This is a genomic window from Oscillibacter sp., assembly GCF_032018205.1.
GTDB lineage: Bacteria > Bacillota > Clostridia > Oscillospirales > Oscillospiraceae > Oscillibacter.
Window position 1 is genome coordinate 43542 of record NZ_DALZOY010000014.1, and the last position, 25655, is coordinate 69196.

The 25655-nt window shown below is 59.3% G+C and carries 28 protein-coding genes; 19 read left to right on the forward strand and 9 right to left on the reverse strand.

What is annotated here, in order from left to right:
• Positions 1–28: 28 nt before the first annotated feature.
• Positions 29–598 carry a uracil-DNA glycosylase gene (locus RTU96_RS11380; protein ID WP_312636737.1) on the reverse strand — a complete coding sequence of 190 codons (570 nt, stop codon included), beginning with the start codon at positions 596–598 and terminating at the stop codon, positions 29–31.
• A 92-nt stretch (positions 599–690) separates the two neighbouring features.
• Here RTU96_RS11380 and RTU96_RS11385 point away from each other — a divergent pair, with 92 nt between their 5' ends.
• Positions 691–1212, forward strand: a complete 522-nt coding sequence (locus RTU96_RS11385) for a putative ABC transporter permease (RefSeq protein WP_312636738.1) — start codon at positions 691–693, stop codon at positions 1210–1212.
• A 3-nt stretch (positions 1213–1215) separates the two neighbouring features.
• On the opposite strand, the gene RTU96_RS11390 is transcribed toward RTU96_RS11385, so the two are convergent.
• Complete coding sequence (locus RTU96_RS11390) at positions 1216–2160, reverse strand: alpha/beta hydrolase (RefSeq protein ID WP_312636739.1); 945 nt, start codon at positions 2158–2160, stop codon at positions 1216–1218.
• Positions 2161–2246: 86 nt separating this feature from the next.
• Between RTU96_RS11390 and glpK the strand changes: the two genes are divergently transcribed.
• Both glpK and RTU96_RS11400 read left to right on the forward strand, forming a co-directional pair.
• Entirely contained in the window at positions 2247–3758 is a 1512-nt protein-coding gene (gene glpK / locus RTU96_RS11395) for a glycerol kinase GlpK (RefSeq protein ID WP_312636740.1), read from the forward strand.
• A 186-nt stretch (positions 3759–3944) separates the two neighbouring features.
• The gene (locus tag RTU96_RS11400) at positions 3945–4325 is read left to right on the forward strand and encodes a zinc ribbon domain-containing protein (protein ID WP_312636741.1); all 381 of its coding nucleotides are present in this window, start codon (positions 3945–3947) and stop codon (positions 4323–4325) included.
• 79 nt (positions 4326–4404) lie between these two features.
• Here the strand turns inward: RTU96_RS11400 and RTU96_RS11405 are convergent, their stop codons facing one another.
• Positions 4405–4989, reverse strand: a complete 585-nt coding sequence (locus RTU96_RS11405; RefSeq protein ID WP_312636742.1) for a hydrolase — start codon at positions 4987–4989, stop codon at positions 4405–4407.
• Positions 4990–5097: 108 nt separating this feature from the next.
• A complete protein-coding gene (locus tag RTU96_RS11410; protein ID WP_312636743.1) occupies positions 5098–5784 on the reverse strand; it encodes a DUF2461 domain-containing protein in 687 nt (228 codons plus the stop codon).
• Between the two features lie 232 nt (positions 5785–6016).
• Here RTU96_RS11410 and RTU96_RS11415 point away from each other — a divergent pair, with 232 nt between their 5' ends.
• The 5 genes from RTU96_RS11415 (at position 6017) to RTU96_RS11435 (ending at position 12508) form a co-directional block, all read left to right on the forward strand.
• Positions 6017–6808, forward strand: a complete 792-nt coding sequence (locus tag RTU96_RS11415; protein ID WP_312636745.1) for a hypothetical protein — start codon at positions 6017–6019, stop codon at positions 6806–6808.
• Positions 6809–7008: 200 nt separating this feature from the next.
• Positions 7009–9756 (forward strand): preprotein translocase subunit SecA, encoded by a 2748-nt coding sequence (gene secA / locus RTU96_RS11420; RefSeq protein WP_312636747.1) that lies wholly within the window; start codon positions 7009–7011, stop codon positions 9754–9756.
• 80 nt (positions 9757–9836) lie between these two features.
• Positions 9837–10130, forward strand: a complete 294-nt coding sequence (locus RTU96_RS11425) for a hypothetical protein (protein WP_312636748.1) — start codon at positions 9837–9839, stop codon at positions 10128–10130.
• Position 10131: 1 nt separating this feature from the next.
• Positions 10132–10941 carry a peptidoglycan editing factor PgeF gene (gene pgeF, locus RTU96_RS11430; RefSeq protein WP_312636749.1) on the forward strand — a complete coding sequence of 270 codons (810 nt, stop codon included), beginning with the start codon at positions 10132–10134 and terminating at the stop codon, positions 10939–10941.
• A gap of 25 nt (positions 10942–10966) precedes the next feature.
• Positions 10967–12508, forward strand: a complete 1542-nt coding sequence (locus RTU96_RS11435; protein ID WP_312636750.1) for an ABC transporter substrate-binding protein — start codon at positions 10967–10969, stop codon at positions 12506–12508.
• A 259-nt stretch (positions 12509–12767) separates the two neighbouring features.
• Here the strand turns inward: RTU96_RS11435 and lexA are convergent, their stop codons facing one another.
• The gene (gene lexA, locus RTU96_RS11440; RefSeq protein ID WP_312636751.1) at positions 12768–13388 is read right to left on the reverse strand and encodes a transcriptional repressor LexA; all 621 of its coding nucleotides are present in this window, start codon (positions 13386–13388) and stop codon (positions 12768–12770) included.
• 286 nt (positions 13389–13674) lie between these two features.
• On the opposite strand from lexA, the gene secG reads away from it, so the two are divergent.
• Positions 13675–13902, forward strand: a complete 228-nt coding sequence (gene secG, locus RTU96_RS11445) for a preprotein translocase subunit SecG (protein WP_294856885.1) — start codon at positions 13675–13677, stop codon at positions 13900–13902.
• Between the two features lie 73 nt (positions 13903–13975).
• Here the strand turns inward: secG and RTU96_RS11450 are convergent, their stop codons facing one another.
• Positions 13976–14683 carry a polysaccharide deacetylase family protein gene (locus tag RTU96_RS11450; protein WP_312636752.1) on the reverse strand — a complete coding sequence of 236 codons (708 nt, stop codon included), beginning with the start codon at positions 14681–14683 and terminating at the stop codon, positions 13976–13978.
• A gap of 45 nt (positions 14684–14728) precedes the next feature.
• On the reverse strand, positions 14729–14947 hold the full coding sequence (locus RTU96_RS11455; RefSeq protein WP_312636753.1) for a hypothetical protein: 219 nt from the start codon (positions 14945–14947) through the stop codon (positions 14729–14731).
• Between the two features lie 39 nt (positions 14948–14986).
• On the opposite strand from RTU96_RS11455, the gene RTU96_RS11460 reads away from it, so the two are divergent.
• Together RTU96_RS11460 and RTU96_RS11465 are read left to right on the forward strand one after the other, a co-directional pair.
• Positions 14987–15877 carry a 4Fe-4S cluster-binding domain-containing protein gene (locus RTU96_RS11460; protein ID WP_312636754.1) on the forward strand — a complete coding sequence of 297 codons (891 nt, stop codon included), beginning with the start codon at positions 14987–14989 and terminating at the stop codon, positions 15875–15877.
• A gap of 62 nt (positions 15878–15939) precedes the next feature.
• A complete protein-coding gene (locus tag RTU96_RS11465; RefSeq protein WP_312636755.1) occupies positions 15940–16857 on the forward strand; it encodes a ketopantoate reductase family protein in 918 nt (305 codons plus the stop codon).
• 177 nt (positions 16858–17034) lie between these two features.
• Here RTU96_RS11465 and yqeB read toward each other — a convergent pair whose 3' ends face one another.
• Complete coding sequence (gene yqeB, locus RTU96_RS11470; protein WP_312636756.1) at positions 17035–17883, reverse strand: selenium-dependent molybdenum cofactor biosynthesis protein YqeB; 849 nt, start codon at positions 17881–17883, stop codon at positions 17035–17037.
• A 27-nt stretch (positions 17884–17910) separates the two neighbouring features.
• Positions 17911–18570, reverse strand: a complete 660-nt coding sequence (gene yqeC, locus RTU96_RS11475) for a selenium cofactor biosynthesis protein YqeC (protein WP_312636757.1) — start codon at positions 18568–18570, stop codon at positions 17911–17913.
• A 151-nt stretch (positions 18571–18721) separates the two neighbouring features.
• Here yqeC and moaA point away from each other — a divergent pair, with 151 nt between their 5' ends.
• From moaA to RTU96_RS11515, 8 genes are all read left to right on the forward strand, one after another.
• Positions 18722–19666: a GTP 3',8-cyclase MoaA gene (moaA, locus tag RTU96_RS11480; protein ID WP_312636758.1), complete on the forward strand. Its 945-nt coding sequence runs from the start codon at positions 18722–18724 to the stop codon at positions 19664–19666.
• A 213-nt stretch (positions 19667–19879) separates the two neighbouring features.
• A complete protein-coding gene (gene moaC / locus RTU96_RS11485; protein ID WP_312636759.1) occupies positions 19880–20386 on the forward strand; it encodes a cyclic pyranopterin monophosphate synthase MoaC in 507 nt (168 codons plus the stop codon).
• Entirely contained in the window at positions 20364–20807 is a 444-nt protein-coding gene (locus RTU96_RS11490) for an MOSC domain-containing protein (RefSeq protein WP_312636760.1), read from the forward strand. Before moaC ends, RTU96_RS11490 begins: the two co-directional genes overlap by 23 nt.
• A complete protein-coding gene (locus tag RTU96_RS11495; RefSeq protein ID WP_312636761.1) occupies positions 20804–21826 on the forward strand; it encodes a molybdopterin-binding protein in 1023 nt (340 codons plus the stop codon). The genes RTU96_RS11490 and RTU96_RS11495 overlap by 4 nt, the downstream gene beginning before the upstream one ends.
• Before the next feature lie 161 nt (positions 21827–21987).
• Positions 21988–22869: a molybdate ABC transporter substrate-binding protein gene (modA, locus tag RTU96_RS11500; protein WP_312636762.1), complete on the forward strand. Its 882-nt coding sequence runs from the start codon at positions 21988–21990 to the stop codon at positions 22867–22869.
• 128 nt (positions 22870–22997) lie between these two features.
• Positions 22998–23666 (forward strand): molybdate ABC transporter permease subunit, encoded by a 669-nt coding sequence (gene modB, locus RTU96_RS11505; RefSeq protein WP_312614598.1) that lies wholly within the window; start codon positions 22998–23000, stop codon positions 23664–23666.
• Entirely contained in the window at positions 23666–24712 is a 1047-nt protein-coding gene (locus RTU96_RS11510) for an ATP-binding cassette domain-containing protein (RefSeq protein ID WP_312636763.1), read from the forward strand. Before modB ends, RTU96_RS11510 begins: the two co-directional genes overlap by 1 nt.
• Before the next feature lie 43 nt (positions 24713–24755).
• Positions 24756–25256 carry a MogA/MoaB family molybdenum cofactor biosynthesis protein gene (locus RTU96_RS11515; RefSeq protein WP_312636764.1) on the forward strand — a complete coding sequence of 167 codons (501 nt, stop codon included), beginning with the start codon at positions 24756–24758 and terminating at the stop codon, positions 25254–25256.
• Positions 25257–25655: the final 399 nt, after the last annotated feature.

Genomic DNA, 25655 nt, shown 5'->3' on the forward strand with positions numbered 1-25655 from the left:
TGAACTCTCTGCAAACCGCACTCCAAGGTCAAATGTCTGTTTCCGGACACAACTCCCGGATTTTTGCCTGCAAGCCCTTTAAATCCTCAAACGTCTCCGGCCTTTTCGACGGGTCCCGGAGCAAGGCGGAGGGATGGTAAAGCGCCGTCATCTGCACGCCGTCCCGGACAAACCACTGCCCATGCTCGGCAGTGATGCGAAAATCAGCTTTAATCAATTCCTTGGCCGCAATACGGCCAAGACACACCAGAATTTTGGGATGCAGCAGCTCCATTTGCCGGTTCAGCCAGTCCCGGCAGGCCGCCATCTCCACATTCAGAGGGTCCCGGTTCTGGGGCGGACGGCATTTCACCGTGTTGGCGACATAGACTTTCGTCCGGTCCAGTCCGATGATCTCCAGCATATCGTCCAGAAGCTGCCCCGCTTTCCCCACAAAGGGAATGCCCTGCTCGTCCTCGTTCTGCCCCGGTCCCTCGCCCACCAGCAACACCTCCGCCGTCTCGCAGCCGTCGCCAAACACCACGGTGGTGCGGGTCTGTGCAAGGCCGCAGTTTCGGCACTCCAGACACTCTCCCCGCAGCTTTTGCCACTCTTCCATACCGCTCCTCCTCGCCCTTTATTTTTCTTAAAAGCGCCGCATGAATTTCCCTCCCCCGGACAAACTGAAAAAAACAGACGGAGGGTTTTCATTTGGCATATTGGTTCTGGGTCTTCATTTTTTACAGCCTTGTGGGCTGCTTTTTAGAGCGGGTTTACACCCGCCGCACCACCGGAGATCCGCATCCTGTCCGGCGGTGCCTTCTGTTTCTTCCCCTGTGCCCGGTGTACGGGCTGGGGGCCATGGCAGTGCTGGCCCTGCCCGCATCCATGCGGGCGGGCTTGTGGCTCCCGGTGGCGGGGGCCGCGGCGGCCACGGCAGTGGAATTTCTCTACCACTGGGCCTGCGAGGCGATGCTGGGCGTGAAATTCTGGGACTACTCCCACGTCCGGGGGAACCTTCAGGGACGGGTTTGCATCCTGTTCTCCCTTGCGTGGGGCGCTCTGGCCTCCATGGCGCTTTTGCTGATTCATCCGCTGCTGGAGGCGATCATCGACCGTATTCCTCCCCCGCTTACCTTTCTCGCACTGCTGATCTTCACAGCCGACGCGGTGTGCACCCTCCGCATTCTCTCCGTCACCCACAGCGTGGCGGCGCTGCGGGGAAAGGCGTAGCGCTCACGCCTCCCTCCCAGCGGGAAGCCGGGCCAGCAGCCAGTCCGCCAGATCACGGCAAACCTCTCGCCTGCAAACATCGTTTAAAATCTCATGCCGCGCGCCGGGATAGAGCCTCAGTTCCGTATCCCGAACGCCTGCTCTTTGAAAGCTGCGGTATGCCCGCCGTGCGCCCCGTCCTCGCTCGCCCACCGGGTCTTCTTCCCCGGAGACAAACAGCACCGGTGTGCTCAGGTTCATTTTCTCCAAATTGGCCCGGTTGGTAATAAACGCAATGCCCCCTAGCATCTCCCGAAACAGCCCCACGCTGGGATTTTCGCCGCAGTGGGGGTCCTCCTTATAAAAATTCACCGTCGTCTCGTCGGAGGACACCCAGTCAAACTCCGTCCGGTTAGGGGCGAACGCCTTGTTGTAGGTGCCGAAGGCCAATTTCTGAACAAGGGGGCTGGACCGCGTCTCCCCGATTTTCCGGCATTCGACAGCGGCAATTGCCCGACCCGCCGCCGTCAGTACCCTAGGCATCTGCCCCGTGCCCATTAGAATCGCGCCGTCCACCGTGCCGGGATAACGGATCAGGTACGTCCGGACCAGAAAGGACCCCATGGAATGCCCCAGCAGAAAATAGGGCAGACCGGGAAACTTTTGGCCCGCCAAGCAGCGGAGGGCATATAGATCGTCCACAACCGTCTCCCAGCTCCCCGCCGGGCCAAAATATACCCGGGGCGCGCCGCTTGCAACAGACGCGCCGTGCCCCAAATGATCGTTTCCCACCACGGCAAATCCCCGCTCCGTCAGATACGCCGCAAGCTCCTCATAGCGCAGGACATATTCCGAAACCCCATGGGCGATTTGCAGCACCGCCCGTGGCCTTCCCTCCGGCAGCCACTCCACCGCATGCAGTTCGGTTTTTCCATCGCGAGAAAGAACGGTAAATTCCTGCTTTACCATGGCAACGCGCTCCCCTCTGTGCTATAATGCCTCTCATACAGGCATCATAGCACACGGCGCGTAAAATTTCCACAGGAGGTTTTGCCATGGAACCCTTTGTCGTTGCGCTCGATCAGGGCACCACCAGTTCCCGGGCGATTCTGTTTAACCGGGCGGGGGAAATTGTCTCCCGCGCCCAGCATCCCTTCCGCCAGATTTATCCCCAGCCCGGTTGGGTGGAGCACGACCCCCGTGACATCTGGGAAACGGAAAAGCGGGCGCTGCAAGAGGCGGTGGACGCCGCCCACATCGACCCCAAGGCCATTGCCGCTATCGGCGTCACCAATCAGCGGGAAACCACCATCCTCTGGGACAAGAAGACCGGCAAACCGGTCTATAACGCCATCGTCTGGCAGTGCCGCCGCACGGCGGGCCTTTGCGATGAGCTGAAAGCCCGGGGCCTTGGCAAAACAGTGGCGGAAAAAACCGGTCTTTTAATTGACGCGTATTTTTCCGGCACAAAAATCAAATGGATGCTGGACAACCTCACCGGTATCCGGAAAAGAGCAGAGCGAGGTGAGCTTCTATGCGGCACGGTGGACACCTGGCTCATCTGGAACCTCACCGGCGGGCGGGTCCATGTGACGGATTACTCCAACGCCTCCCGCACCATGCTGTTCAACATCCACACGCTTGAGTGGGACGAGGAGCTGTGCCGAGAGTTGGACGTGCCCATGAATCTCCTGCCCCGTCCGGTGGGCAATTCGCAGCAATACGGCACGGTGGCGGAGGGGATTCCCGGACTGGAGGGCCTTGAGGGCATTCCCATCTGCGGCAGCGCGGGTGATCAGCCCGCCGCCCTGTTCGGTCAAGGCTGCTTTCAGCCGGGACAGGTAAAAAACACCTACGGCACCGGCTGCTTCACCCTGATGAATGTGGGCGGCGCACCGGTGATTTCAAACGCGGGGCTGGTGTGCAGCGTGGCGTGGAGCCTTGGCGGCAGGGTCTGCTACGCACTGGAGGGCAGCGTGTTCAACGCGGGCAGCACCATCCAGTGGCTGCGGGACGAACTGGGGCTGATTAAAAGTGCTTCTGAATGTGATCGGCTGGCGGAGAGCGTACCGGACAGCGGCGGAGTTTTGGTGGTCCCGGCGTTCACCGGCCTTGGCGCGCCTTATTGGGACATGTACGCCCGGGGAACCATTCTGGGCGTTACCCGGGGTACCGGGAAAGCCCACCTCTGCCGCGCGGTGCTGGATTCCATCGCGTTCCAGGTCTGCGATTTAATCACCGCTATGGCCGACGACGCAGGCCGCCCCATCACCTCCTTGAGAGTAGACGGCGGCGCGTCCGTCAGCGACCTTCTGCTCCAGCTTCAGGCGGACGCGCTCCGATTGCCGGTGGACCGGCCCGTACAGGTGGAAACCACCGCCTTTGGCGCGGCGGCGCTGGCGGGACTGGCTGCGGGCGTGTGGACCAGTCCTGAGCAGCTCTCCGCCCTGCGGCGCAGCCAGCACGTGTTTCTGCCCGTGCGGGACGAGGCTGTCTGCCGGGAGGAACTAAAACGCTGGGACCGGGCCGTGGAGCGGGCACGGGGCTGGATTGAGCCGGAGACGTGACACGCACACTCTGGCCCGGCTGATCTTACATGGAGCTGCATCCACTTGAAAACGAACTGTGAATTTTGGAAAAATCGGTTGCGTTTTATCTGCCGACCATGTATACTAACTTCAAGAAACCTGGTCTAAGGACTGCACTCCAACGGATACAGCGCGAAAGCGCGGGAAATGAAAGGGGTTTTCAACATGGCATTTGACTTTTTGAACGATCTTGGAAAAAAGGCGCAGGCCGTTGCCGCTGTCGCCGCCGACAAGGCGAAGGACGCCGCGGAGTTGGCGAAAATCAACATGTCCATTGCCAGCGAGCAGCGGGAGATTGACAAGAACTTCCGCGCCATCGGCGAGTGGTATGTCAGCGAATTCAGTGGTGAGATTCCTCCCGCGGTGAAGGATTTGGTGGACGCGGTGTCCGCCTCCAAGGCAAAGATTGCTGATCTGGAAGCCAGCAAGCCTGTGAAGGAAGAGGCTTCCGAAGCTGCCCAGAACACCAACAAGGCTTGCCCCATCTGCGGGACCTCCTCCGACAGCAAGTTCTGCCCCCAGTGCGGCGCGCCCATGGGCGAATAATCTCCGCGTGAAAAGCCGAAGGCCCGGACAAATGTCCGGGCCTTCGTTTTTTACTCTTCGCTTCTTTGGGAAGCACGCCTTACAGCGCCGCCATTTCGGCGGTTACAGCGTCCTCGCAGGCGCGCATTGCCGCAAGCGTCTTGTCCAAAAGCTCGTCCAGTTCCCAGCCCAGACGCTCCGCGCCGGTTTGAATCACGTCCCGGGAGCAGCCGGCGGCAAACTTTTTATCCTTGTATTTCTTTTTCAGGCTGGCAAGCTCCATGTCCTGACAGCTTTTGCTGGGCCGCATCCGGGCCGCAGCGCCGATCAGGCCCGTCAATTCGTCGGCGGCGAAGAGAACCTTTTCCATCTCTTCCACAGGCTCCACATCGCAGCAAATCCCATAGCCGTGGCTGCAAACCGCGTGAATCAGTTCGTCGCCACAGCCGATTTCCTTCAGCAGCTCCGGCGCTTTCAGGCAGTGCTCCTCCGGCCACTTTTCAAAGTCCACGTCGTGCAGAAGGCCAACAGTTGCCCAAAAATCCGCGTCCTCGCCATGCCCCAGCTCAACGGCGTACCACCGCATCACGCTCTCCACCGTCAGCCCGTGCTGAATGTGGAAAGGCTCGCCGTTATACTTGCGCAGCAGGGCCAGCGCCTGTTCTCTCTGGGGATAGTCTTTCATGGATGTTTCCTCCGTTTCTAATGTGCGGTACGCTTCTTATTAGAAGTCGCGCGCCTGTATAATATACGCCGCATGATACGCGCCTTTTCGCGGGTTTGTAAGTTCCGTTCAGTCGGGTTCCCGAGGATCGGGGTCGCTTTCCAGCGTCACGAAATAGTCGTAATAGGGCAGGAGAAATTCATAGCCCGTTTTCAGACGGTCCACCAGCTCCCGCGTGAAGAGACTCTCGTTCAGCTTATCCCGGTGACCCATAGAAAAGCTCTTTTTCAAATACCATGGGGCCAGCAACTCGCTTGGCGCGCCTTCCTTGGGCCGCTTATACTCCTCGCCCTCCAAGGAAAACTCCTGCTGCCGGTTCAGTTTTCGGGTCAGCGTCTCCATGGGCTTCGGGTCCCGCTCCATGCGGGCGCGGAGCTTCATCATGGTGGAGGGGCTGGCCGCGTAATACCCAAGGCCATAGCTCCATTCATCCGGCCCCAGTTCAAACCAGAAGCAGGGCTGCACGGTCCACACGCTTTCCGCCGGGGCCTCTACGCTGATCCACAGGTGGTCTTTGAAGGGGCCGCGCCCATGAAGCCGCCGGGCGTCCCGATAGATACGGGAAACGCGGCCCCGGAGGGGAAGCTCCGGTCTCTGCTCTGAAAACCAGTCGTACAGCTCGTCCCCCAGCTCCTTCATCGGGCGGTAAAAGCTGGATAAATAAATTTCCTTATGCGCCTCGAACCACGGCTTTTCATTGTTGAAGCGGATGCCCCACATAAAATCTACCGTTTCGTCCGTAAAGCCATTGAACATGATTGCCTCCCGTTCCGTTGTTTTTCCAAATTGCAAGGGCGGCGGCACAAATCGCCGCAATTTTTCTACAAAGATATCATACCACCGATTTTTCTAAAAAGGAATTGAAAAATTCATTTTTGGGGTGAAAAGGTTTGCTTTGACCTCTGTCCGTGCTATACTGTACAAATACTTCTGTAAAATACGGGAGCCTGCGGCTGCCCGAACTTATGAAAACCGGAGGGATTCGTTTATGAAACTCGATTATACAATTTGGGACCCCACCAAAAATATCACCCTGCTGGTTTCCACCCCTGTTCCCCGTGACATGCAGCCTGAGGTGGCCGCAAAACTGATGGTTGATCGGCCTCAGGTGGAGCAGGTGGGCTTTATCGAGCCTGCCACTCTCCCCGGCGCGGCGCTGCGCCTGCAAATGATGGGCGGCGAATTTTGCGGCAACGCCTCCATGTCCGCCGCGGCCTATGCCGCGGACAGGGACGGGCTGACGGCTTCCGAGGTTCCGCTGGAAGTCTCCGGCCACGAGGGCATTCTCACCTGCCGTCTTGATCGGAGGGAGGACGGGCTGTGGGGCACCGTCAACATGCCCCTGCCCGTGGAGATTACCACGGCGGAGCTTCCCGGTGGGCTCTCCGTCCCCGCCGTGGTGTTTGACGGCATTGTCCACTGCATCGCCCCCGCCGGGACACTTTCCCGTGAAGCGGCTGAATCCGCCATCCGCCCCCTGTGCGCCACGCTGGATGCAGATGCCTGCGGTATTATGCTCTATGACGGAGCCGCAGGCTCCATCACCCCGCTGGTCTATGTCCGCTCCACCGACACAGCGGTGTGGGAGTCCGGCTGCGGCAGCGGCAGCGCCGCCGTGGGGTCGTATCTCGCCTCTCAGGCGGGAGAAAGCGCCTCTGTGGACCTTCGCCAGCCGGGGGGGACCATCACCGTTTCCTCAGTATGGGAAAACGGGCGTGTCCCCGCCCTGACCATTACTGGCCGGGTGGCGCTGGCGGAGCGGGGAAGCTGTGAAGTGTAAGTATTTTCCGCCATTTTTGCAGTGTCGTACATAGAAACTGCCTAAATGTAAATTTTATTCGTTGGGCCTGATTTTCTTTGCATTTTTTAAAAAGGTGTGGTATGCTTATCGTTGCTTTTGGCGACTGCCTATTTATATAAGGAATATCATTCCGACTTTTTCTCCCAAAAAGCCGGGTCAGAAAGGATCTTTAATCACCTATGAGCTTCATGAAGAAAATTTTCGGAGATTACAGCTCCCGCGAGCTCAAGCAGATTTATCCCATCGTCGATAAAATCGAGGCACTGAGCGACGAGTACAAAGCGCTGAGCGACGAAGCACTGCGGGGAAAGACCGCTCAGTTTAAAGAGCGTCTGGCAAACGGCGAGACGCTGGACGCCATCCTGCCGGAGGCATTTGCCACCGTGCGGGAGGCTGCGGACCGCGTGCTGGGCCTGCGTCCCTACCGCGTGCAGTTGGTAGGCGGCGTGGTGCTGCATCAGGGCCGCATCGCGGAGATGAAGACCGGCGAAGGCAAGACCTTGGTCGCCACCCTCCCCGCCTATCTCAACGCACTGACCGGCGAAGGCGTTCACATCGTTACGGTGAACGACTATCTCGCCAAGCGCGACAGCGACTGGATGGGCAAGGTTCACCGTTTCCTCGGGCTGGAGGTGGGCCTGATTGTCCACGGCCTTACCACCGCCCAGCGGCAGGCGGCCTATCACGCCGATATCACCTACGGCACCAACAACGAGATGGGCTTTGACTATCTCCGTGACAATATGTGCATTTACTCCGCGGAGCTGGTCCAGCGGGGCCACGCCTTTGCCATCGTGGACGAGGTGGACTCCATCCTGATCGACGAGGCCCGCACCCCCCTGATCATTTCCGGACAGGGTGAAAAATCCACTCAATTGTACGACATGGCGGAGATGTTTGTCTCCCGCCTGAAAAAGCGTGTTGTGGCCGAGGTCGACAGCAAGGAGGAGGACGACGAGAACGAGTCCGCCGACTACATTGTAGACGAAAAGGGAAAGACCGCCATGCTCACCGCCAACGGCATTGAAAAGGCGGAGCAGTTCTTCCACCTCGAAAACCTGTCCGACCCCGAAAACTCCACCCTGTCCCATCACATCAATCAGGCCATCAAGGCCCACGGCGTGATGAAGCGGGACATCGACTATGTGGTGCAAAACGGCGAGGTCATCATCGTGGATGAGTTCACCGGTCGTCTGATGTTCGGACGGCGGTATTCCGCCGGGCTGCATCAGGCCATCGAAGCCAAGGAGCATGTGACCGTTGCCAGCGAGAACAAGACGCTGGCCACCATCACCTTCCAGAATTATTTCCGCCTGTACGAAAAGCTCTCCGGCATGACCGGAACTGCCATGACCGAGCAGGAGGAATTCGGCACCATCTACAATCTGGACATCATCGAGATTCCCACCAACCGCCCCAATCAGCGCAAGGACAACCACGACGTGGTCTACAAGACGGAGGCGGGGAAATACCGCGCCGTCATCCAGCAGATCAAGGAGTGCCATGAAAAGGGCCAGCCGGTACTGGTGGGCACGGTGTCCATCGAGAAGAACGAGATCCTAAGTGAGCTCTTGGGCCACGAGGGGATTCCCCACAGCATCCTCAACGCCAAGAACCACGAAAAAGAAGCGGAGATCATCGCACAGGCGGGCAAGCTGGGCGCCGTCACCGTGGCCACCAACATGGCGGGCCGTGGCACCGATATCATGCTGGGCGGCAACGCCGAGTATATGGCGCAGGCGGATTTGCGCAAAGCCGGTATGTCCGACGAGTTGATCGGCGAGGCCACCGGCTACGCCGAAACCGACAGCGAGGAGATTCTGGACGCCCGGAAGCGGTACGCCGAGGCCCTCGCCCGCCACAAGTCTGAGATTTCCAATGAAGCGGAAAAGGTCCGGGATGCTGGCGGCCTGTTCATTATCGGCACCGAGCGCCACGACTCCCGCCGGATTGACAATCAGCTCCGCGGCCGCGCGGGCCGTCAGGGCGACCCCGGCGAAACTCGGTTTTATATCTCCCTCGAGGACGATCTGATGCGCCTGTTCGGCGGCGACCGGATCACCGGCATCATGGAGAGAATGGATCTGGATGAGGACACGCCCATCGAGAGCAAAATGCTCTCCAAGGCCATTGAAAATGCCCAGACCACTGTGGAATCCCGGAACTTCCAGTCCAGAAAGTCCGTGCTTGAATACGACGATGTGATGAACAAGCAGCGGGAAATCATTTACGGCCAGCGCAAGCAGGTTTTGGACGGCAAGGACCTCAAGGAGATTCTCCTTGGCATGACGCGCTCCGCCATCACCGATCAGGTGGCGCAGGCCTTTGGCGAGCAGACCGCTTTGGACGAGGCGGGCTTCCGGGAGATGCTGACGGGGCTGGAGGGGCTGTATTTCCCCAAGGACACCTTCCATTTCACCGAGGAGGAGCTGACGGAGAAGACCGAGCAGGCCCTTTCCGAGCTGTTTTACGACGAAGCGGAAAAGACCTACGAGGCCCGGGAGCAGGAGTTCACTCCCAGTATTGCCAGAGAGCTGGAGCGGGTGATTATGCTGCGCGTGGTGGACGAATACTGGATGGACCACATCGACGCCATGGACGATTTGAAGCAGGGCATCCGCCTGCGGGCCTACGCCAACACAGACCCCGTCATCGCCTATAAGCAGGAATCCCTCACCATGTTCGAGGAGATGATTTCCGCCATTCAGAGCGAGACGGTGCGCCGGATGTTCTCCGTGCGCATCAAGACCAACGAAGAGGTCAAGCGGGAGCGGGTGGCCAAGGGCATGACCGAAAACGTGGGCGGCGACAGCACCGCGCCCAAAAAGCAGCCTCGCAAGGTTACAAAAATCGGACGCAACGATCCCTGCCCCTGCGGCAGCGGGAAAAAGTTTAAAAACTGCGACTGCGCGGAGTATCACTCCTGACGAATTGCAGCGCGATTCAGGCCGTCCCCTGTTCTCCTGCCGGGAGGGCGGGGGACGGCTTTTCTTGAAAGGAGCGTTTTATGAAAGACGACGCAAAAGGCACTGCGCTGCATCTGCTGGCGGATATCCGGAATATTTTACTGGGAATCGTCCTGATGCTTGCGGGCATTGGCTCTATCCTGTTCTCCATGGCCATTGTTCATGATTTCTTTCTTTGCCTGGGCGGTGTTTTACTGCTCTGTGGCCTTGTAAAAGTGCTGGGCCTTTGGGTGGACAGCAAGGTGGACGCCGAAGCATCCCAAAACGCCAATCAGCCGGAAAGCGCAGACTCCGATACACCTTCAAACAAACCCAACACCCAAAAGGAGGACTGACATGCCCTTGACAACGCATGAGAAAAATGGCCTTGTTTATTTTACCTCTCCCCTGCTGGACGGATGCGGCGGTATCGCCCACGGCTTTTCCACCCGGAAGGGCGGCGTGAGCAAGCCCCCCTGCGACACCCTCAACCTCGGTCCCAGCCGGGAGAGCGACCGTCCGGCTGTGGAGGAAAATTACCGCCGCTTCTGCGGCGCGGTGGGTGCGGATATGCGTAATGTGGTGCTGGCCCGACAGGTTCATGAAACCACCGTCCTTCCCGTCACGGAGGAACGGGCTGGCATGGGCCTGTGGCGGGAGCGGGACTTCACCGCCGACGCGCTGGTGACCAATGTAAAAAACATTCCCCTTCTCGTTTTCTCCGCCGACTGCGGGATTATTTTGCTTCACGACCCGGAAACAGGCTGTGTGGGCGCGGTTCACGCCGGATGGCGGGGCTGCGCGCTGGGCATCCTTGAAAAGACGGTCCGGGAGCTGACCCGGCTGTACGGCGCAAACCCGGACCGAATGGTGGCGGCTATCGGGCCGTGCATCGGTCAGTGCTGCTTTGAAACCGACGGCGACGTGCCGCAGGCCATGACCGCAGCTTTGGGCGAGGACGCCGCGCCCTATCTTGAACAGCGGGGCCTTAAATGGCATGTGGATTTGGCAGGGCTAAACCGCCAATGGCTGCTGAAAGCGGGCCTTTCCCCGGAACATATTGATGTGAGCGGCCTTTGCACCCACTGCCGCCCTGATCTGTTCTGGTCCTATCGCCGGGTCGGCGGGCAGCGGGGTGCACAGGCAGCCCTGATTTCACTGATATAAGCCGCAGGCGGAAACGGAGGGAGCTATGAAGCGCTTCAAAAAAATTTTAATATCCCTGCTCTGTGCGGCACTGCTGCTGGGCGGCTGTACTCCCTCGCCCAGCCCGGACGAAGAAGAGCTTCCCCCGGGTCAGGTCGGTGAGAACACGGACCCGTCCGGCTCTGAAGCGGCTCCCACTGTTTTGCCGAAGGAACTGGCCTTGCCGTGGTATCCGGAGCTGAGTCTGGACCCCATTACCTGTGCGGACGGGGTTCAGCAGACGGCGGCTGCGCTTTTGTGCGAGGGACTCTTTGAGCTGGACGAGACGCTTGCGCCTCAGCCCCTTCTCTGCACCTCCTATACGCAGGACCCCGCTGGAACCGCGTATACCTTCCTCCTCCGCCCCGGCGTGCTGTTTTCCGACGGCACGCCACTCACCGCCAATGATGTAGCCGACACACTGCGCCGAGCGCAGTCTTCCGGTCGGTATGGCGCGCGGCTGAGGGATGTTTCCTCCATCACGGCGGGGAACGGGTCTGTAAGCATCCAGCTATCCTCTCCCAACACCGCGTTTCCTGCTCTGCTTGATATTCCCATTGTCAAATCCGGCACGGCGGACACCGTGCCCGTGGGGACAGGGCCCTACGGCTTTGTCTCCGGTGAACCAGACGCCGCCCTTGTCGCCAACTCCCACTGGCAGGGCGGTAAACAACCGGTAGAGCGCATTGTTCTGCGGGCGGCGGACGACCCGGATGTGATGCTTTTCCAGTTTACTTCACATGAAACGCAGCTTTTGACTTCGGACCTTACCGGCTCCAATCCCATCAGTGTCACCGGCAGTATCCAGTTTTACGAGGCGGCTTCCACCGTCTTCCAATACGTGGGAATCAATGTCCGTTCCTCCGTCCTGTCCAACGCGGCGGTGCGTCAGGCGCTGAATCTGGGGCTTGACCGGGAACGGGCCGTCAGCGCGTTTCTATCCGGACATGCAAAAGCCGCTCAGTTTCCCATTTCCCCCGTCTCGGCCGACTATCCGGCGGAACTTGAGAAGACCTATTCCTACACCGCGTTTCAGCGGGCCATGACCTCCGCGGGCCTTAGCGGCGGCGAGCACCTGTCCCTTGACATGATTGTCAATGAAGAGAGCAGCTTCAAAGTAGCTGCCGCGCGGCACGTTGCCTCTCAGCTCTCCGCCTTTGACCTGAAGGTCAGCGTTCGGGTCCTGCCTTGGGAGGAATATTCCGCAGCGCTGGCGGCGGGCAATTTTGATCTTTACTACGGCGAGGTGAAGCTGACGGCGGACTGGGACCTCCGCCCGCTTCTCTCCACCGGAGGTGCATTGAACTACGGCGGGTTTTCCGACCCCGAGCTGGATGCGCTGCTGGCCGCCTGCCGCAGCTCCGTCAATCCTTCCGCAGCGCTGGAGCGGGTCTGCCTCCGCCTTCAGGAGCAGGCTCCCATCCTGCCCGTCTGCTTTAAAACGATTTCTGTGTTGCTTCAAAGCGGCGTAGTGGATCATCTCACCCCCACCGCCGCCAATCCTTTTTACAATCTGGCGGAGTGCACGGTAAATCTGCGGGAAGACTGAGCCGGCCCTGTTCGGGGCGCGGGGGCGCGCGGCTTTTCAGGCGTCATCCAGACCGCCGTCATCGTTTTGCCCCTTATATCTCTTTTGCCGTGCAAAGACTTTCATGCCTTCTCGGGCCTTTTTTTACCGTGAAAACGTAAAAATGGGAGGACAAAAGCCTTTTGGCTTTTGTCCTCCCTGTTCCTAAAGATGAAGTTAGCATCGCTCAGAGGGCATTCTTCCGGGTAGCTACGCCCGCTCCGGGGAGAACCCCCGCTCCTCAGTACCGCCGCACTACGGCGGTCACCTTGCCCAAAATCTGGGCGCGGGTCCCGTCAATGGGGGCGTATTCCGGGTTCTCCGGCAAAAGCCAGACACGCCCGTTCCTCCGGGAAAACCGCTTTACCGTGGCCTCGTCGTCAATCATGGCCACCACAATCTCCCCGTTGACCGCCGTCTCTCTGCGACGCACAATCACCAAGTCCCCGTCCAGAATCCCCGCATCGATCATAGACTCTCCTCGAACATGGAGGGCAAAATGCTCGTCCTCCGGCCCCTCCGGGTCAAACGTCAGATACTCCTCCACGCACTCCTGTGCCAGAATGGGACTTCCCGCCGCCACATTTCCAACAATGGGCACCTGCTTGGGCGGCGGCGCCTCCGGATTCCGGGAAGTCCCGCGCTGGAACGGGCCTGTCAGGGCAATGGCCCGGCCCTTGCCCGCGCCTTTTTCAATGTAACCGGCCTCCTCCAGATGCTTCAGGTGAAAATGGACCGTAGAGGGGGACCGCAGGCCCACCGCCTCCCCGATCTCCCGCACCGAAGGCGGATAACCCTGTTCCCGGATGGAGGACGCCAGATAGTCATAAATCCTCTGCTGCATTTTGGAAAGTTTCTCCATGGAAGCACCTCCGCTTTCATTGTGCTGTGGGGACGGCACAGCCCGCCCCGCTCCCGGCATGTCGCCGGGGTCAGTCTGCCTTTGTTTTTTAAGCAGTATAACACATCCGTTGTCAGAATGCAAACAGATGTTCCACAGAATTTTGACTTTTTGTCTTTTCCCACAGAAAGAGCCTCCTTTTTTAAAAAATCCCTTGCCAATGCGCAGAAGCTGTGGTAAAATTCAAGTCTGTGAATATATGTTCCGCAGTTCTTTTGCGGAAATGATTTTTTGGAGGAATCTTGAAATGCAGCTTTTTGTAACGATTATGCAGCTTTTGTGCGGCCTTTGCCTGATCCTTGTGGTACTGTTCCAGTCCGGCAAGAGCGCAGGCCTGTCTGGCTCCATCGGCGGTGTGGCCGACTCCTTCTTGGCGAAGAACAAGGCAAAAACCGCCGACGCGAAGCTGGCCCGGGCGACCAAGTGGATTGGCGGCGTGTTTATCGTTCTGACCCTCGCTTTGAACGTTATCTGATTTCTCTTGAAAAAACGTCTGCCGTGAGTATCTCACGGCAGACGTTTTTTTCCAAACGCCGCTTCAGGATATGTTACCGCGCACTGGTATAAAACTTCCCCTCTTGGGGGACCACTCCGTACAGTGCCAGAAGCTCTTTCACGGTGACGAACTCATAGCCCTGTTCCTCCAGCGCGTCGATAATTTTAAATGCCGCGTCCACGGAGGTGGAGTAGGTATCATGCAGCAGGATGATGTCTCCCGGCTGGACATGTTTCAGCACATGGGCGGTGACCTTTTCCGCATCTCGCAGCTTCCAGTCCTCCGGGTCCACACTCCAGTGAACCAGAGGCGTGGAAACGCTGCCCCGCCCGCCCTTGTCCAAAAGCCCGTAAGGCGGGCGAATCCAATAGTCCCCGTCTCCGCAGACGGTGCGGAGCAGTTCGTCGGTGCTATCAATTTCCCCGCCCAGCACAGCGGCGGGCACGTCCTTGAGCTCCTTGTGGTCCCAGGAGTGATTTCCAATCTGGTGCCCTTCGTCCCGCATACGGCGCACCAGCTTCTCATTTCCAGAAATCTTACTGCCGACCAAAAAAAAGGTGGCGTTGGCGCCCCGCTCCCGCAGGCCGTCAAGCAGCCGCCCCGTGGTGTTGGCTCTTGGACCGTCGTCAAAGGTCAGCGCCACGAATTTTGTCTCGGAGAGCTCCGCCCACGCCGTCGCCGGAACGGCCGCATCCTCCCGGCAGATAAACAGAAGTGCCGCCGCCATGATCGCCAAAAACGCCGCTCTTGGCCTGTTCATGCTCTCCCTCCTTTCACATTTGTCAAAAGACAGTCTGTGTAATTTTTAAAGAATTACCCGGCCAAAACGGCACCGCCGGCGGGCATTTGTCGCCGGCATCCGGATTTTCCGCAGATGAATTGCCGTTTTCCACAGGCTTTGCACAGAATTTTCCCGGTTTTCTGTTTTTTTCATGATTGTTTTTTTGCCGTTTCCCTTGACCTCACCCCAATAATGCAGTAGAATATTTAATCGTATACGTATGAACATTTCAGAAGGCTTCATGCCTCTGTTTCCTTGATTCTTTACGAAAGGCCGATCGACATGATTCATCCCTACAAGACGCGCCAAGGCGGCGCAACCGTCACCGTCTTTGTCCCGTATGACTGCCACAACCACTGCCCCTTCTGCATCAACAAGGAGGAGTACGCCGATCTGACGGGCTTTTCCGTGGAAAAAATCTGCCAAAGCATTGGGCAGATGCATGCCATCACCCCGGAGTGCGACTTCGTGTTCACCGGCGGCGAGCCTTTGGCGGATCTGGACGCATTGCAGGTGATGCTGGACTGCATCCCCTCCAGTCACAAGGTCTATATCAACACCACCCTGCCGATATCCGAGTTCCAGTCCGAGAGCGACATCGTGGAATTTACCCGCCGCAACCGAGAGAAAATTACCTGCCTCAACGTCTCTCGCCACATGCAGAAATACGTGGTGGAGTCCAACGACGCGCTGCTGGGCCGTCTGGCGGTCCCCTTCCGCATCAACTGCGTGCTGTACAAGGACTATCCCAAGGCGGATTTGGTGCCTTATCTGGAGCGGTTCCGCAAAATTCCCGGCGCCAATATCCAGTTCCGCTTTGACTATACCGCCACCACACCGGAAAACCTTTACGACGAGGACGGCGACATGATTCTCCACGACCTGAAGGAAATCTCCCGCTACACGGGACTGGACGGCTGCCGGATGCGCTGCGGCTTCCACTTCGATTACAAGGGCATGGAGCTGACCTACCACAAAACCCTGCCCTATTCCACCATTGTGGAGCGTGACGAGCGGGACGGCGTGACCTATGCCATCCTCTACGACATTCTCATCAAGCAAACTGGCGAACTTCACTCCGACTGGGACGGCACAAAGCTGGACTTGGACGCATACAGCAAGGTAAAATTCGAGCCGTATGACCTGCGCTGGCGGGAGACAATTGCATCCTGAGCCTTCATTGCGGGAGCCGGAAGGCTCCCGCATTTTTTATGATTGATAAGGGAGAGAACGTCATGAAAGAGATCAAAACCGCGGGCATTGTGGGTTTGGGTGCACTGGGCGTGATTTTTGCTCATCAGCTCACCCGAGGCGCAGGCTATGAAAACGTGAAAATTCTGGCGGACGCAAAGCGCACCGCCAAATACCGGGACGAGGGCGTAACCCTCAACGGCGAACGCTGTGTCTTTCAATACGCCGATGCGGCACAGGAGCGCGAGCCGCTGGACTTTTTGCTGTTCGCGGTGAAATTCAGCGGACTGGAGGACGCCATTGACCGCTGCCGCCATTTGGTGGGACCGGACACCGTGATCATTTCCGCCCTCAACGGCGTTTTCAGCGAACAGATTTTGTCCGACACCTTTGGCGCAGAGAAAGTGGTATGGTGCGTGGCCCAGAAAATGCCCACCCGGAAAGAGGGCAACCATGTCATCTGCTCCAACTTCGGGGAATTGGCGCTAGGAGTTCCCGCCGGGCAGGATGACAGCCGCCTGCGGGCGCTCACCGCCTTTTTCGACCGGGCGGGCTTCCCCTACGTCCTGCCGGAGGACATCCGCATCCACCTGTGGAGCAAGCTGGTATGCAACACGGGCTGCAATCAGGCGGCAATGGTATTTGAGTGCGGTTACGGCGGCTTACAGGTCCCCGGCCCCGCTCGGGACACCATGCTGGGCGCCATGCGGGAGGTGGTTCTGGTGGCCAACGCAGAGGGAATTTCCTTGTCGGAGCAGGACGTGGAGGAATGGGACTCCATCATCTGCGCCCTTCCTGCCGACGGGGAACCGTCCATGCGGCAGGACGGAAAGGCCCATCGCAAGAGCGAGGTGGAGCTGTTCTCCGGCACCATCCGCCGCCTTGCCGCGAAGCACGGCTTGTCCGTGCCGGTGAACAACTGGCTTTATCAGCGGGTTCTGGAGATGGAGAGCGCCTATTAAGCCGGTTTTTCGGCACGCGTATGACTGAAATTTCGGCGGCAGCACCTTGCGCCCGTGGGAAAGCCTTCTCCCCTAGAACGAGCGCCCTGCGGTCAGCCCAATAAAAAGAAAAGATGAATGGCCCCGGGGAACTCAATTCCCCGGGGCCGCTCTTTATATTACCCGCACACAACGGACCTATCCCTCAAAATCTTCGGAAGACGCTTTTCTCGTCTCAAAAAATGGAACCATGGAAACTTTTGACCCATTGGTCAGGTGCAGCACGGCCTCCAGCACGCCGCCGCCCACCGCCAGCGCCTTGTCTGAGGCGGTAAAGCAATTGGCTTTTTTCCCCCGGGGGTCTACGTCTCCGGCCTTCATCCCCTTGAACACCGGCGTTCCGTCCGCCAGAATTCCCCGCAGCACGCCGGTGAGGGTGCACCGCATGGGAAGCCCCTCCACCTCGGCAACAATGTCTCCCTCCTGCACCATGGCCCCGATATCCCGCAGTTGGTGAAACACTCCGTCCGCCGGGGCGCGGAGAACCCGCTCTCCGGAAAATCCGCCGATCAGGCCGGGAATCCCCGTGTTGGGCAGGGCGGAGCCTTGATAATACACGCGGCCAAGGGTATGGCCCCGCATGGTTTCCACCACCGCGTGGCAGTCCACTCCCGCCGTAAAGCCAGGGCCCACCGCCACCACCGCCGGTGCGTCGGTCAGCTTTGTCCCAAGATTTTTCTTTGCAAGAATCGCGTCCACCACCGCGTCGGGCCGCAGGTCCGGGATGCACATTCCCGCCGGGTCCGGCAAAACGGGGAGCACGCCCTCTTCCAGTAGGGCCAGCGCTTCCTTCGCCGTCTCAGCCCGGACGGCCGTCACATCCTCCACCTCAGCTCTGCCCAGCACGATAGCCTGCGAAAAGCAGACCGTCCGCCGGATAGCCGTGGGGCGAGGCAGGTCGGTCATCACCACCGCAAGGCCGCTGCGCCACAGGCGCAGGGCAATTCCCGTGGCGATATCCCCCGCACCTCGAATTACTGTCAGCATTGGTATCCTCCATTTCCGCAGCAGCGGTTAAAATATTTTCTCCAGCTTTAACGACCCGGCCACGGCGGGACAGTCCATCAATCGGACCAATTCCCGTGCCTGAACCGCCGCCAGCTCCGCCTGATTGACTAAAATCCCAGTGTGCAGCCCCTCCGCCCTCAGCACGGCGGCGGCAATCCGGGGCGTAACCAAGTCGTCCTCCCCCACACCCGCCAGCGCCGCGTAGCGTTCCGGCCTATGGGCCGCCTCCCGGATGGGCCTTCCAAACCCCGAGGCCCCTACCACGCAGATTATCCCCTCCGCCTCCGGCGGAATCACCGGCTCGTGGGGCGCGTGGGCCTTGAGGGGCAGGCGGGCGGAGCCATCGGCCTCCACCAGCACATAGTCGAACAGGGCTTTTAGCCGCGCCATGGGCACCGCCGGGGCGGTGAGCTTTCCATTATTCAGCAAAGTCCCCGCGCAAATCAGCCTGCCTTGCGTCCGTGCCGCCAGCAGCGGCGCTTCCCCCGGCTCCGTCACGCAGGGCAAATCGGAGAAAGGATAGATCTTTGCCGTGGCGCACAGCAGCACATTCAATCCGGCGGCTGCAAGCGCTTCTCCCGCCGTGCGCAAAAGGGTGGTTTTCCCGCCGCCACCGATCACGGCAGTGACGCCGGGACGCATCCCCAGCACCTGCGCCCAATCCATCAGCCTTCCTCCTTTTTCGTTCTTCTTTCAGAAGAATAGCACATATGTATTCTTCCCGTCAAGGCGACAGAAAATCATCTTTTCTTGACTTCCTTTACCAAAAATGCTACACTGATTCCGTTCACCTTTATTCAGTATCACGGAGGTGCTTATGACCGACGGCTGCGGCCGCACAATCCGATATTTGCGGCTGTCGGTAACAGATTTGTGCAATTACCGCTGCCGCTACTGTATGCCGGAGGCGGGCGTTTACAAGCGTCCGCACCGGGAGATTCTGTCGGTGGAGGAGTGCGTGGAAATCGGAGATGCAGCAGTGAACTGCGGCGTGAAAAAAATCCGGCTCACCGGCGGTGAGCCGCTGGTTCGCGGTGGCATTTTGGAAATCTGCCGGGGCCTTTCTTCGATTGAAGGGCTGGAAGAGCTGTGCCTCACCACCAACGGCAGTCTCCTTCCGAAGCTGGCCGCACCCCTGCGGGATGCGGGCGTGGATCGCCTGAACGTCAGTGTGGACAGTCTTCGTCCAGAGCGTTTCTCTCATATTACCCGCCGGGGCCTTCTAGACGACGCGCTGGCAGGTATCGCGGCGGCAGAGCGGGCAGGATTTACAAAGCTGAAGTGCAACGTGGTCCTGATGGGCGGCATTAACGACGACGAGATCGTCGACTTCGTGTCCCTGACGGAGCATAAGCCCTGGGAAATCCGCTTTATTGAGCTGATGCCTATGGGAGAGTGTGCCCAGTGGGAAAAAAGTCGATTTATCCCAGCGGAGACGGTTTTGGAGAAGGTTCCCGCCCTGCGGCCCCTGAAATCCTCCGGCACGGCGGCGCGCTACGGCGTGCCCGGCTGGGCCGGTACCGTGGGGCTTATTCGACCTATGAGCCACCGGTTTTGCGGCCTTTGCGACCGTATCCGCGTCACGGCGGACGGAAAGCTGAAACCCTGTCTTCACAGCGATGCTGAGCTGCCGCTTCGCGGACTTCACGGACCAAAGCTGGAGGAAGCCATCCGGCGGGGTATTGCCCAAAAGCCGGAACGGCACCACCTGACGGAGGGCGGCAGCGACACTCTGCGGAATATGAACGAGATCGGCGGCTGAGCTTAGTCGCAAGCTCCGCTCCGTTTGCTTCCGGCCTTGCCGAAAGCAAACACCGCTCCGCTGCGCCTGCGCTTTCGCAGAAACCGGAGGTTTCCGCGAGGTGGACGGGAGACGCGATGAGTCGCAAGCTCCACTCCACGCGCTTTCGCCTTTGGCGAAAGCAAACCATGATTTTGAAGATGCTTTGCATCTGGTATATTAAGAGGTATACACATGGCACAGGAGTTGACCCATTTCAACGAACAGGGCCGCGCCCACATGGTGGACGTTGGAGGAAAAGCCGTCACGGCGCGGGAAGCGCTGGCTGGCGGTGAAATTCTCGTTTCGCCTGAGGTTTTGGAAAAAATCCGGGCCGGAACCATGAAAAAGGGCGATGTTCTGGCGGTGGCGCAGGTGGCCGGGATTATGGCCGCCAAGCGGACGTGGGAGCTGATTCCCATGTGTCACCCCCTGCCCCTGACGAAAATTGACATCTCCTTTCGTCTGGAGGACAGCCCCAGCCGGGTGGAAATTCTGGCCGCCGTGGCATGCGGCGGGGTCACGGGCGTTGAAATGGAAGCGCTCACCGCCGTTTCAGCCACGGCGCTGACCATCTACGACATGTGCAAGGCCGTCCAAAAGGACATGCGCATTGGAAACATCCGTCTTCTGAAAAAGAGCGGAGGGAAAAGCGGCGACTACGCCGCGGAGGAAGCATATGGCGAAGGTAACATCCGTTAACATCAGTGAACAGAAAGGGACCCAGAAGCACCCTGTTTCCGAAATTCAGTTAAAGCTCCGCCACGGCATCGTGGGGGACGCCCACGCGGGCGACTGGCACCGTCAAATCAGCCTTCTGGCGGAGGAAAGTGTGGATTCTATGCGCTCCGCCAGCCCCATCCCGCTGGATGAAGGTGTTTTTGCGGAGAACATCAACACCGTGGGCATTGATTTAAAGCACCTGCCGGTGGGAACCCATCTGCGTATCGGGGAAACCGAGGTGGAGGTCACGCAAATCGGCAAGGAGTGCCATAATGACTGCGCCATTAAGCGGGCCGTGGGCAAGTGCGTCATGCCCACCGAGGGAATTTTCGCCGTGGTGGTGCGGGAAGGAAGCGTCCGCGCCGGAGACGAGATCGAAATTCTGGAGGCGGGTGCATGAAGCTTATTAAAACGAGAGAGGCCGTGGGCCACGTTCTGTGCCACGACCTGACCCAGATTATCCCCGGTGAATACAAGGGCGCCCGGTTTCGCAAGGGCCATGTGGTGGCGGAGGAGGACATCCCCGTACTTCTCTCCATGGGGAAGGAAAATCTGTACGTCTGGGAGTTGAACGCCGGAATGCTCCACGAGGACGACGCGGCCCTGCGGCTGTGCGGCCTGTCCATGGGGCAGAACATTTCCCGGACAGAGGACATTAAAGAGGGCAAAATTGAGCTGTTCGCAGAGTGCGACGGCTATTTTACCGTGGTCGCGGAGCGGCTTTTCGCCGTGAATTCCGTCCCCGACGTGATGCTTGCCACCCGCAAGGGCGGCACGGCGGTGCGCTCCGGGGACAAACTGGCAGGCATGCGGGTCATTCCCCTGATTGTGCCGGAGTCTACGCTGGAGGACGCGGAAACAGCGGCAGGCCCCGCGCCCATTTTGAACGTTCATCCCTACAAACTGAAAACCGCCGGCATTGTCACCACCGGCGGCGAAGTGAAAAGCGGCCTGATTGAAGATCGGTTCACTCCCGCTGTGAAGAAGAAGCTGGCGGGCGTGGGCATCGAAACCGTCGCCCAGATCTTTTCCGGCGACGGGGTTGAAAATGTGGCCGCCGCAATCGCGGAGGTCCGCGCACAGGGCGTGGATCTGGTGCTGTGCACCGGCGGCATGAGCGTGGACCCCGACGACAACACTCCCGGCGGCATTCGGGCGGCTGGTGCGGAAATCGTCACCTATGGCGCGCCTGTCCTGCCCGGCGCCATGTTTCTTTTGGGCTATTTTTCAGACGGAGTGCCCATCATGGGCCTGCCCGGCTGCGTGATGTTTGCGGGCGCCACGGTGTTCGATCTGGTGCTTCCCCGCGTGGCGGCGGGCGTACCCGTCACCCGGCCTGACATTGTGGCCCTTGGCAACGGCGGCTTGTGCCTTGGCTGCAAGCCCTGCCACTGGCCCATTTGTCCCTTCGGAAGATAAAGGCGTTTCGCGCCCACAGGGGCGCGTTCCCTTTTCATCCCGTTGGCCTTAATTGAGTATCACGGTCTGTAATCTCCCTTGGGAGTTCAGAAATACAGCGTCCTTCGGGGCGCAGCCCCTGGCGGCGGTGCCGCCGAGATATGAAAGGAAGGTTTGTACACATGAAAAAAGTTCTTGCACTCACATTGGCCATGGCGATGGCCTTGGCTCTGGCCGCTTGCGGCTCCACCGGCGGCTCCAGCTCCGGCTCCGGTTCCGCTCCCGCGGGTTCTTCCGCCGCTGGCTCCGCCCCTGCTGGCGAGCCGGTGGAAATCACCGTCTTTGCCGCCGCGTCCATGACGGAGACGGTCGATCAGATTATCGAAGCCTACAAGACCGTGGCGCCCAACGTCACTGTCGTCCCCACCTATGAATCCTCCGGCACCCTGCTGACCCAGATCAAGGAGGGCGCGGACTGCGACCTGTTCATCTCCGCCGCACAGAAGCAGATGAACGCGCTGGACGGCACTTTGAAGGACGACGCCGAGAAGAATCCCGACGGCCTGGACATGATCGACACCGCCACTCGCATCAACCTGCTGGAGAACAAGGTGACGCTGGTGGTTCCCGAGGGCAACCCCAAGGGCATTGAGAGCTTTGACCAGCTTGCCGAGCACCTGAAGGCCGGCGATATCCTGATGGCCATGGGCAACAGCGACGTGCCCGTGGGCCAGTACACCCAGAAGATTCTGGCCTTCTATCAGTTGGATGAGACCGCTTTGAACACCGCCGGTGTGCTTACTTACGGCTCCAACGTGAAGGAAGTCACCACTCAGGTTTCCGAGGCTTCTGTTGACTGCGGCGTGATCTACGCCACCGACGCGTACTCCGCCGGTCTTACCGTTGTGGACAGCGCCACCGCCGAGATGTGCGGTCAGGTGATTTATCCCGCCGCCGTACTCTCCGGCTCTCAGCACGCCGCTGAGGCGAAGGCGTTCCTGGACTATCTCTCCACTCCCGAGACCATGGCCATTTTTGAGGCCGTGGGCTTCTCCGCCGCATAATTCACTTAAGACTTCCGGGCGGCGCGGGGACAACAGTTTCCCCGCGCCGCTCTCCAACATTTTTCCTTGCAACTTTTCCCCGGCGCGTTGAAAGCCTTTGCGGGAGCCTCCCGCAGAAAGGAGCTCCCATGGACTGGTATCCTCTCTATAACTCTTTGAGAATTTCCGCCATCTCTACCGTGGCGGTGTTTTTTCTGGGCCTGTTGGCCGCGTATTACATCGCCCGTCTGCCTCGGCTTGTAAAGGGCGTTTTGGACGTGGTGCTGACGCTGCCTCTGGTCCTTCCCCCCACGGTGGTGGGCTATCTGCTGCTGCGCCTGCTGGGACCCAACCGGGTTTTGGGAAGCTGGGTGCTGGAGCAGTTTGGCGTGAAAATGGTGATGACTTGGTGGAGCGCCATTTTTGCAACCGTCGTGGTGGCGTTCCCCCTGATGTACCGCACCGCCCGGGGGGCCTTTGAATCCTTTGACGAGACGCTGGCGGACGCGGGACGGACGCTGGGTCTTTCGGGCAGCTACATTTTCTGGCGGGTGCGGATGCCTTTTTGCAAGCAGGGGATTCTGGCGGGAACCGTGCTGGCCTTTGCCCGAGCGCTGGGAGAATACGGGGCAACGTCCATGATTGCGGGCTATACTCCGGGCCGCACCGCCACCATTTCCACCACCGTCTATCAGCTCTGGCGCACGGGGGACGACGCGGGCGCCACCCGATGGGTTCTGGTGAATCTTGCCATCTCCGCCGTGGTACTGCTGGCGGTGAACCTTCTGGAATCCCGGCAGAGAGGGGGAAAACGCTGATGCTTCGTGTGGATATCCGCAAGCGACTGGGAGCCTTTTCTCTGGATACGCAGTTCACCGCGGAAAATGGAACGCTTGCGCTGCTGGGGGCTTCCGGCTGCGGAAAGTCCGTGACGCTTAAGTGCATCGCGGGCATTCTCCGTCCCGACGAAGGCCGCATCGAGCTGGACGGGCGGGTGCTGTTTGACAGCGCCGCCAAAATCGACCTGCCTCCCCAGCGGAGGGAAGTGGGATATCTCTTCCAGCAGTATGCTCTGTTCCCCAACATGACCGCCGCCCAGAACATCGCCGTGGCGGTGAAGGATAAGGCAAACCGGGACAGTGCAGTTGCAGAAAAGCTGCGCCAGTTCCGGCTGGAGGATGTGGCCGCAAAGCGCCCCTCTGCCCTTTCGGGCGGGCAGCAGCAACGCACGGCGCTGGCCCGCATTCTGGCCTCTCAGCCCCGGGCGATTCTGCTAGACGAGCCCTTTTCCGCGCTGGACAGCTATCTCAAATATCAGTTGGAGCTGGAACTGGCGGAAACCCTCGCCGCCTTCCCAGGCTCGGTTTTGTGGGTCACCCACGACCGGGGCGAAGCTTGGCGCAACTGCCACAAGGTTTGCGTAATGGATAACGGAAAAAGCCAGACCGTACAAACGCTGGAAGAGCTGTTCCGCTCTCCCGGCACCGAGTCCGCCGCCCGGCTCTCCGGCTGTAAAAACTTCACAGCCGCCATACCCGGAGATGGAACGGTTCTCCTTCCCGAATGGGGCGTAACCCTTTCCTGCGGCCGCAGCGTTCCTCCGAAGACAAGCGTGGCGGGCATTCGGTCCCATCACGTCCGATTTGTCGCCGAAGGTGCAGAAAACGCCTTCTCCTGCACCGTGGTAAACGTGATTGACGATGTATTTGAAACCATTGTGCTGCTGCGCCCTCTCGGCTCGGAGCAAGATGCGCCGCTGCTGCGAATGGAGCTTGACAAAGCCGCGTGGGCGGCGCATGATGAAAAAAACACCGTCGCCGTGTCCGTCAGACCGGAGGATATTTTGCTTCTGCAAAAAGCCTGAATCCGATGCATTTTGCGCACCGTGCGCCACAAGGAGGAGTTTAATGAACTGGAAAGCCGCTGTTTTAACGGTCAGCGACCGAAGCTTTCGCGGCGAGCGCCCCGACGAAGGCGGCCCGCTGGTTTCCGCAATGCTGAAAGACGCTGGGTATGAGGTCCTGCGAACCGGCATCGTTCCGGACGAACAAGAGGAAATTGCCCACGTGCTGCGGGAGTGGACAAACGCTGGAGACGTGCGCCTGATTCTCACCACCGGAGGCACAGGCTTCTCTCTCCGGGACGTGACGCCCGAGGCCACTCTTTCCGTCTGCGACCGCCCCACACCGGGCATTCCCGAGGCCATGCGGTGTGCATCCATGGCCATCACGCCCCGGGGCATGCTGTCCCGGGCGGCGGCGGGCATCCGGGGCGGAACTCTGATTGTAAACCTCCCCGGCAGCCCCAAAGCCGCAAAGGAAAATCTGGAATCCGTCCTGCCCACGCTGGATCACGGGCTGCGAATGCTCTCCGGTGAAGAGGCGGACTGCGCCAAACTGAAGGATTGAAGAAAAACGGTCCCGCCGATTCCCGGCGGGGCCGTTTGCGCGCTCATTGAACTAAAAAACCAATAAAGTTCCATCTTTTACTAGCTTAGCACGGTAATCCATTTGACCTCGGAAACATTTTGTGGTAGAATTATACCGAATTGTGTGATTCTGTAACATTTTTCTTTGTGAATATGAACACACAGCCGTTTCCCCACAGCGTAATTCGGGGCGACGCAGATGAAAAAACGGGAGTGATCATGATGTCGGAAAGCAGCGCTGGGAAATTTAAAAGGTTTTTTGGCGGCTTTGGCGCGCGCGACAAAAGTCGTGACGAGCAGCCGCCGGAGACGGGCCCCGACGAGCAACTGCCGGAGGCAAGTTCCATTGAACAGACACCGGAGACGAGTCCCGACAGGC

Excerpts from the sequence above, each read along its gene's own strand:
- glpK (WP_312636740.1), top strand. The coding sequence starts at position 2,247 with ATGGAACCCTTTGTCGTTGCGCTCGATCAGGGCACCACCAGTTCCCGG.
- modB (WP_312614598.1), top strand. The coding sequence starts at position 22,998 with ATGGACTGGTATCCTCTCTATAACTCTTTGAGAATTTCCGCCATCTCT.
- RTU96_RS11415 (WP_312636745.1), top strand. The coding sequence starts at position 6,017 with ATGAAACTCGATTATACAATTTGGGACCCCACCAAAAATATCACCCTG.
- secA (WP_312636747.1), top strand. The coding sequence starts at position 7,009 with ATGAGCTTCATGAAGAAAATTTTCGGAGATTACAGCTCCCGCGAGCTC.
- RTU96_RS11460 (WP_312636754.1), top strand. The coding sequence starts at position 14,987 with ATGATTCATCCCTACAAGACGCGCCAAGGCGGCGCAACCGTCACCGTC.
- RTU96_RS11465 (WP_312636755.1), top strand. The coding sequence starts at position 15,940 with ATGAAAGAGATCAAAACCGCGGGCATTGTGGGTTTGGGTGCACTGGGC.
- RTU96_RS11425 (WP_312636748.1), top strand. The coding sequence starts at position 9,837 with ATGAAAGACGACGCAAAAGGCACTGCGCTGCATCTGCTGGCGGATATC.
- RTU96_RS11510 (WP_312636763.1), top strand. The coding sequence starts at position 23,666 with ATGCTTCGTGTGGATATCCGCAAGCGACTGGGAGCCTTTTCTCTGGAT.
- RTU96_RS11380 (WP_312636737.1), bottom strand. The coding sequence starts at position 598 with ATGGAAGAGTGGCAAAAGCTGCGGGGAGAGTGTCTGGAGTGCCGAAAC.
- RTU96_RS11410 (WP_312636743.1), bottom strand. The coding sequence starts at position 5,784 with ATGTTCAATGGCTTTACGGACGAAACGGTAGATTTTATGTGGGGCATC.
- moaA (WP_312636758.1), top strand. The coding sequence starts at position 18,722 with ATGACCGACGGCTGCGGCCGCACAATCCGATATTTGCGGCTGTCGGTA.
- lexA (WP_312636751.1), bottom strand. The coding sequence starts at position 13,388 with ATGGAGAAACTTTCCAAAATGCAGCAGAGGATTTATGACTATCTGGCG.
- RTU96_RS11450 (WP_312636752.1), bottom strand. The coding sequence starts at position 14,683 with ATGAACAGGCCAAGAGCGGCGTTTTTGGCGATCATGGCGGCGGCACTT.
- RTU96_RS11400 (WP_312636741.1), top strand. The coding sequence starts at position 3,945 with ATGGCATTTGACTTTTTGAACGATCTTGGAAAAAAGGCGCAGGCCGTT.
- RTU96_RS11490 (WP_312636760.1), top strand. The coding sequence starts at position 20,364 with ATGGCGAAGGTAACATCCGTTAACATCAGTGAACAGAAAGGGACCCAG.
- RTU96_RS11390 (WP_312636739.1), bottom strand. The coding sequence starts at position 2,160 with ATGGTAAAGCAGGAATTTACCGTTCTTTCTCGCGATGGAAAAACCGAA.
- yqeB (WP_312636756.1), bottom strand. The coding sequence starts at position 17,883 with ATGCTGACAGTAATTCGAGGTGCGGGGGATATCGCCACGGGAATTGCC.
- RTU96_RS11405 (WP_312636742.1), bottom strand. The coding sequence starts at position 4,989 with ATGAAAGACTATCCCCAGAGAGAACAGGCGCTGGCCCTGCTGCGCAAG.
- RTU96_RS11435 (WP_312636750.1), top strand. The coding sequence starts at position 10,967 with ATGAAGCGCTTCAAAAAAATTTTAATATCCCTGCTCTGTGCGGCACTG.
- yqeC (WP_312636757.1), bottom strand. The coding sequence starts at position 18,570 with ATGGATTGGGCGCAGGTGCTGGGGATGCGTCCCGGCGTCACTGCCGTG.
- pgeF (WP_312636749.1), top strand. The coding sequence starts at position 10,132 with ATGCCCTTGACAACGCATGAGAAAAATGGCCTTGTTTATTTTACCTCT.
- secG (WP_294856885.1), top strand. The coding sequence starts at position 13,675 with ATGCAGCTTTTTGTAACGATTATGCAGCTTTTGTGCGGCCTTTGCCTG.
- RTU96_RS11495 (WP_312636761.1), top strand. The coding sequence starts at position 20,804 with ATGAAGCTTATTAAAACGAGAGAGGCCGTGGGCCACGTTCTGTGCCAC.
- moaC (WP_312636759.1), top strand. The coding sequence starts at position 19,880 with ATGGCACAGGAGTTGACCCATTTCAACGAACAGGGCCGCGCCCACATG.
- modA (WP_312636762.1), top strand. The coding sequence starts at position 21,988 with ATGAAAAAAGTTCTTGCACTCACATTGGCCATGGCGATGGCCTTGGCT.
- RTU96_RS11515 (WP_312636764.1), top strand. The coding sequence starts at position 24,756 with ATGAACTGGAAAGCCGCTGTTTTAACGGTCAGCGACCGAAGCTTTCGC.
- RTU96_RS11455 (WP_312636753.1), bottom strand. The coding sequence starts at position 14,947 with ATGAAGCCTTCTGAAATGTTCATACGTATACGATTAAATATTCTACTG.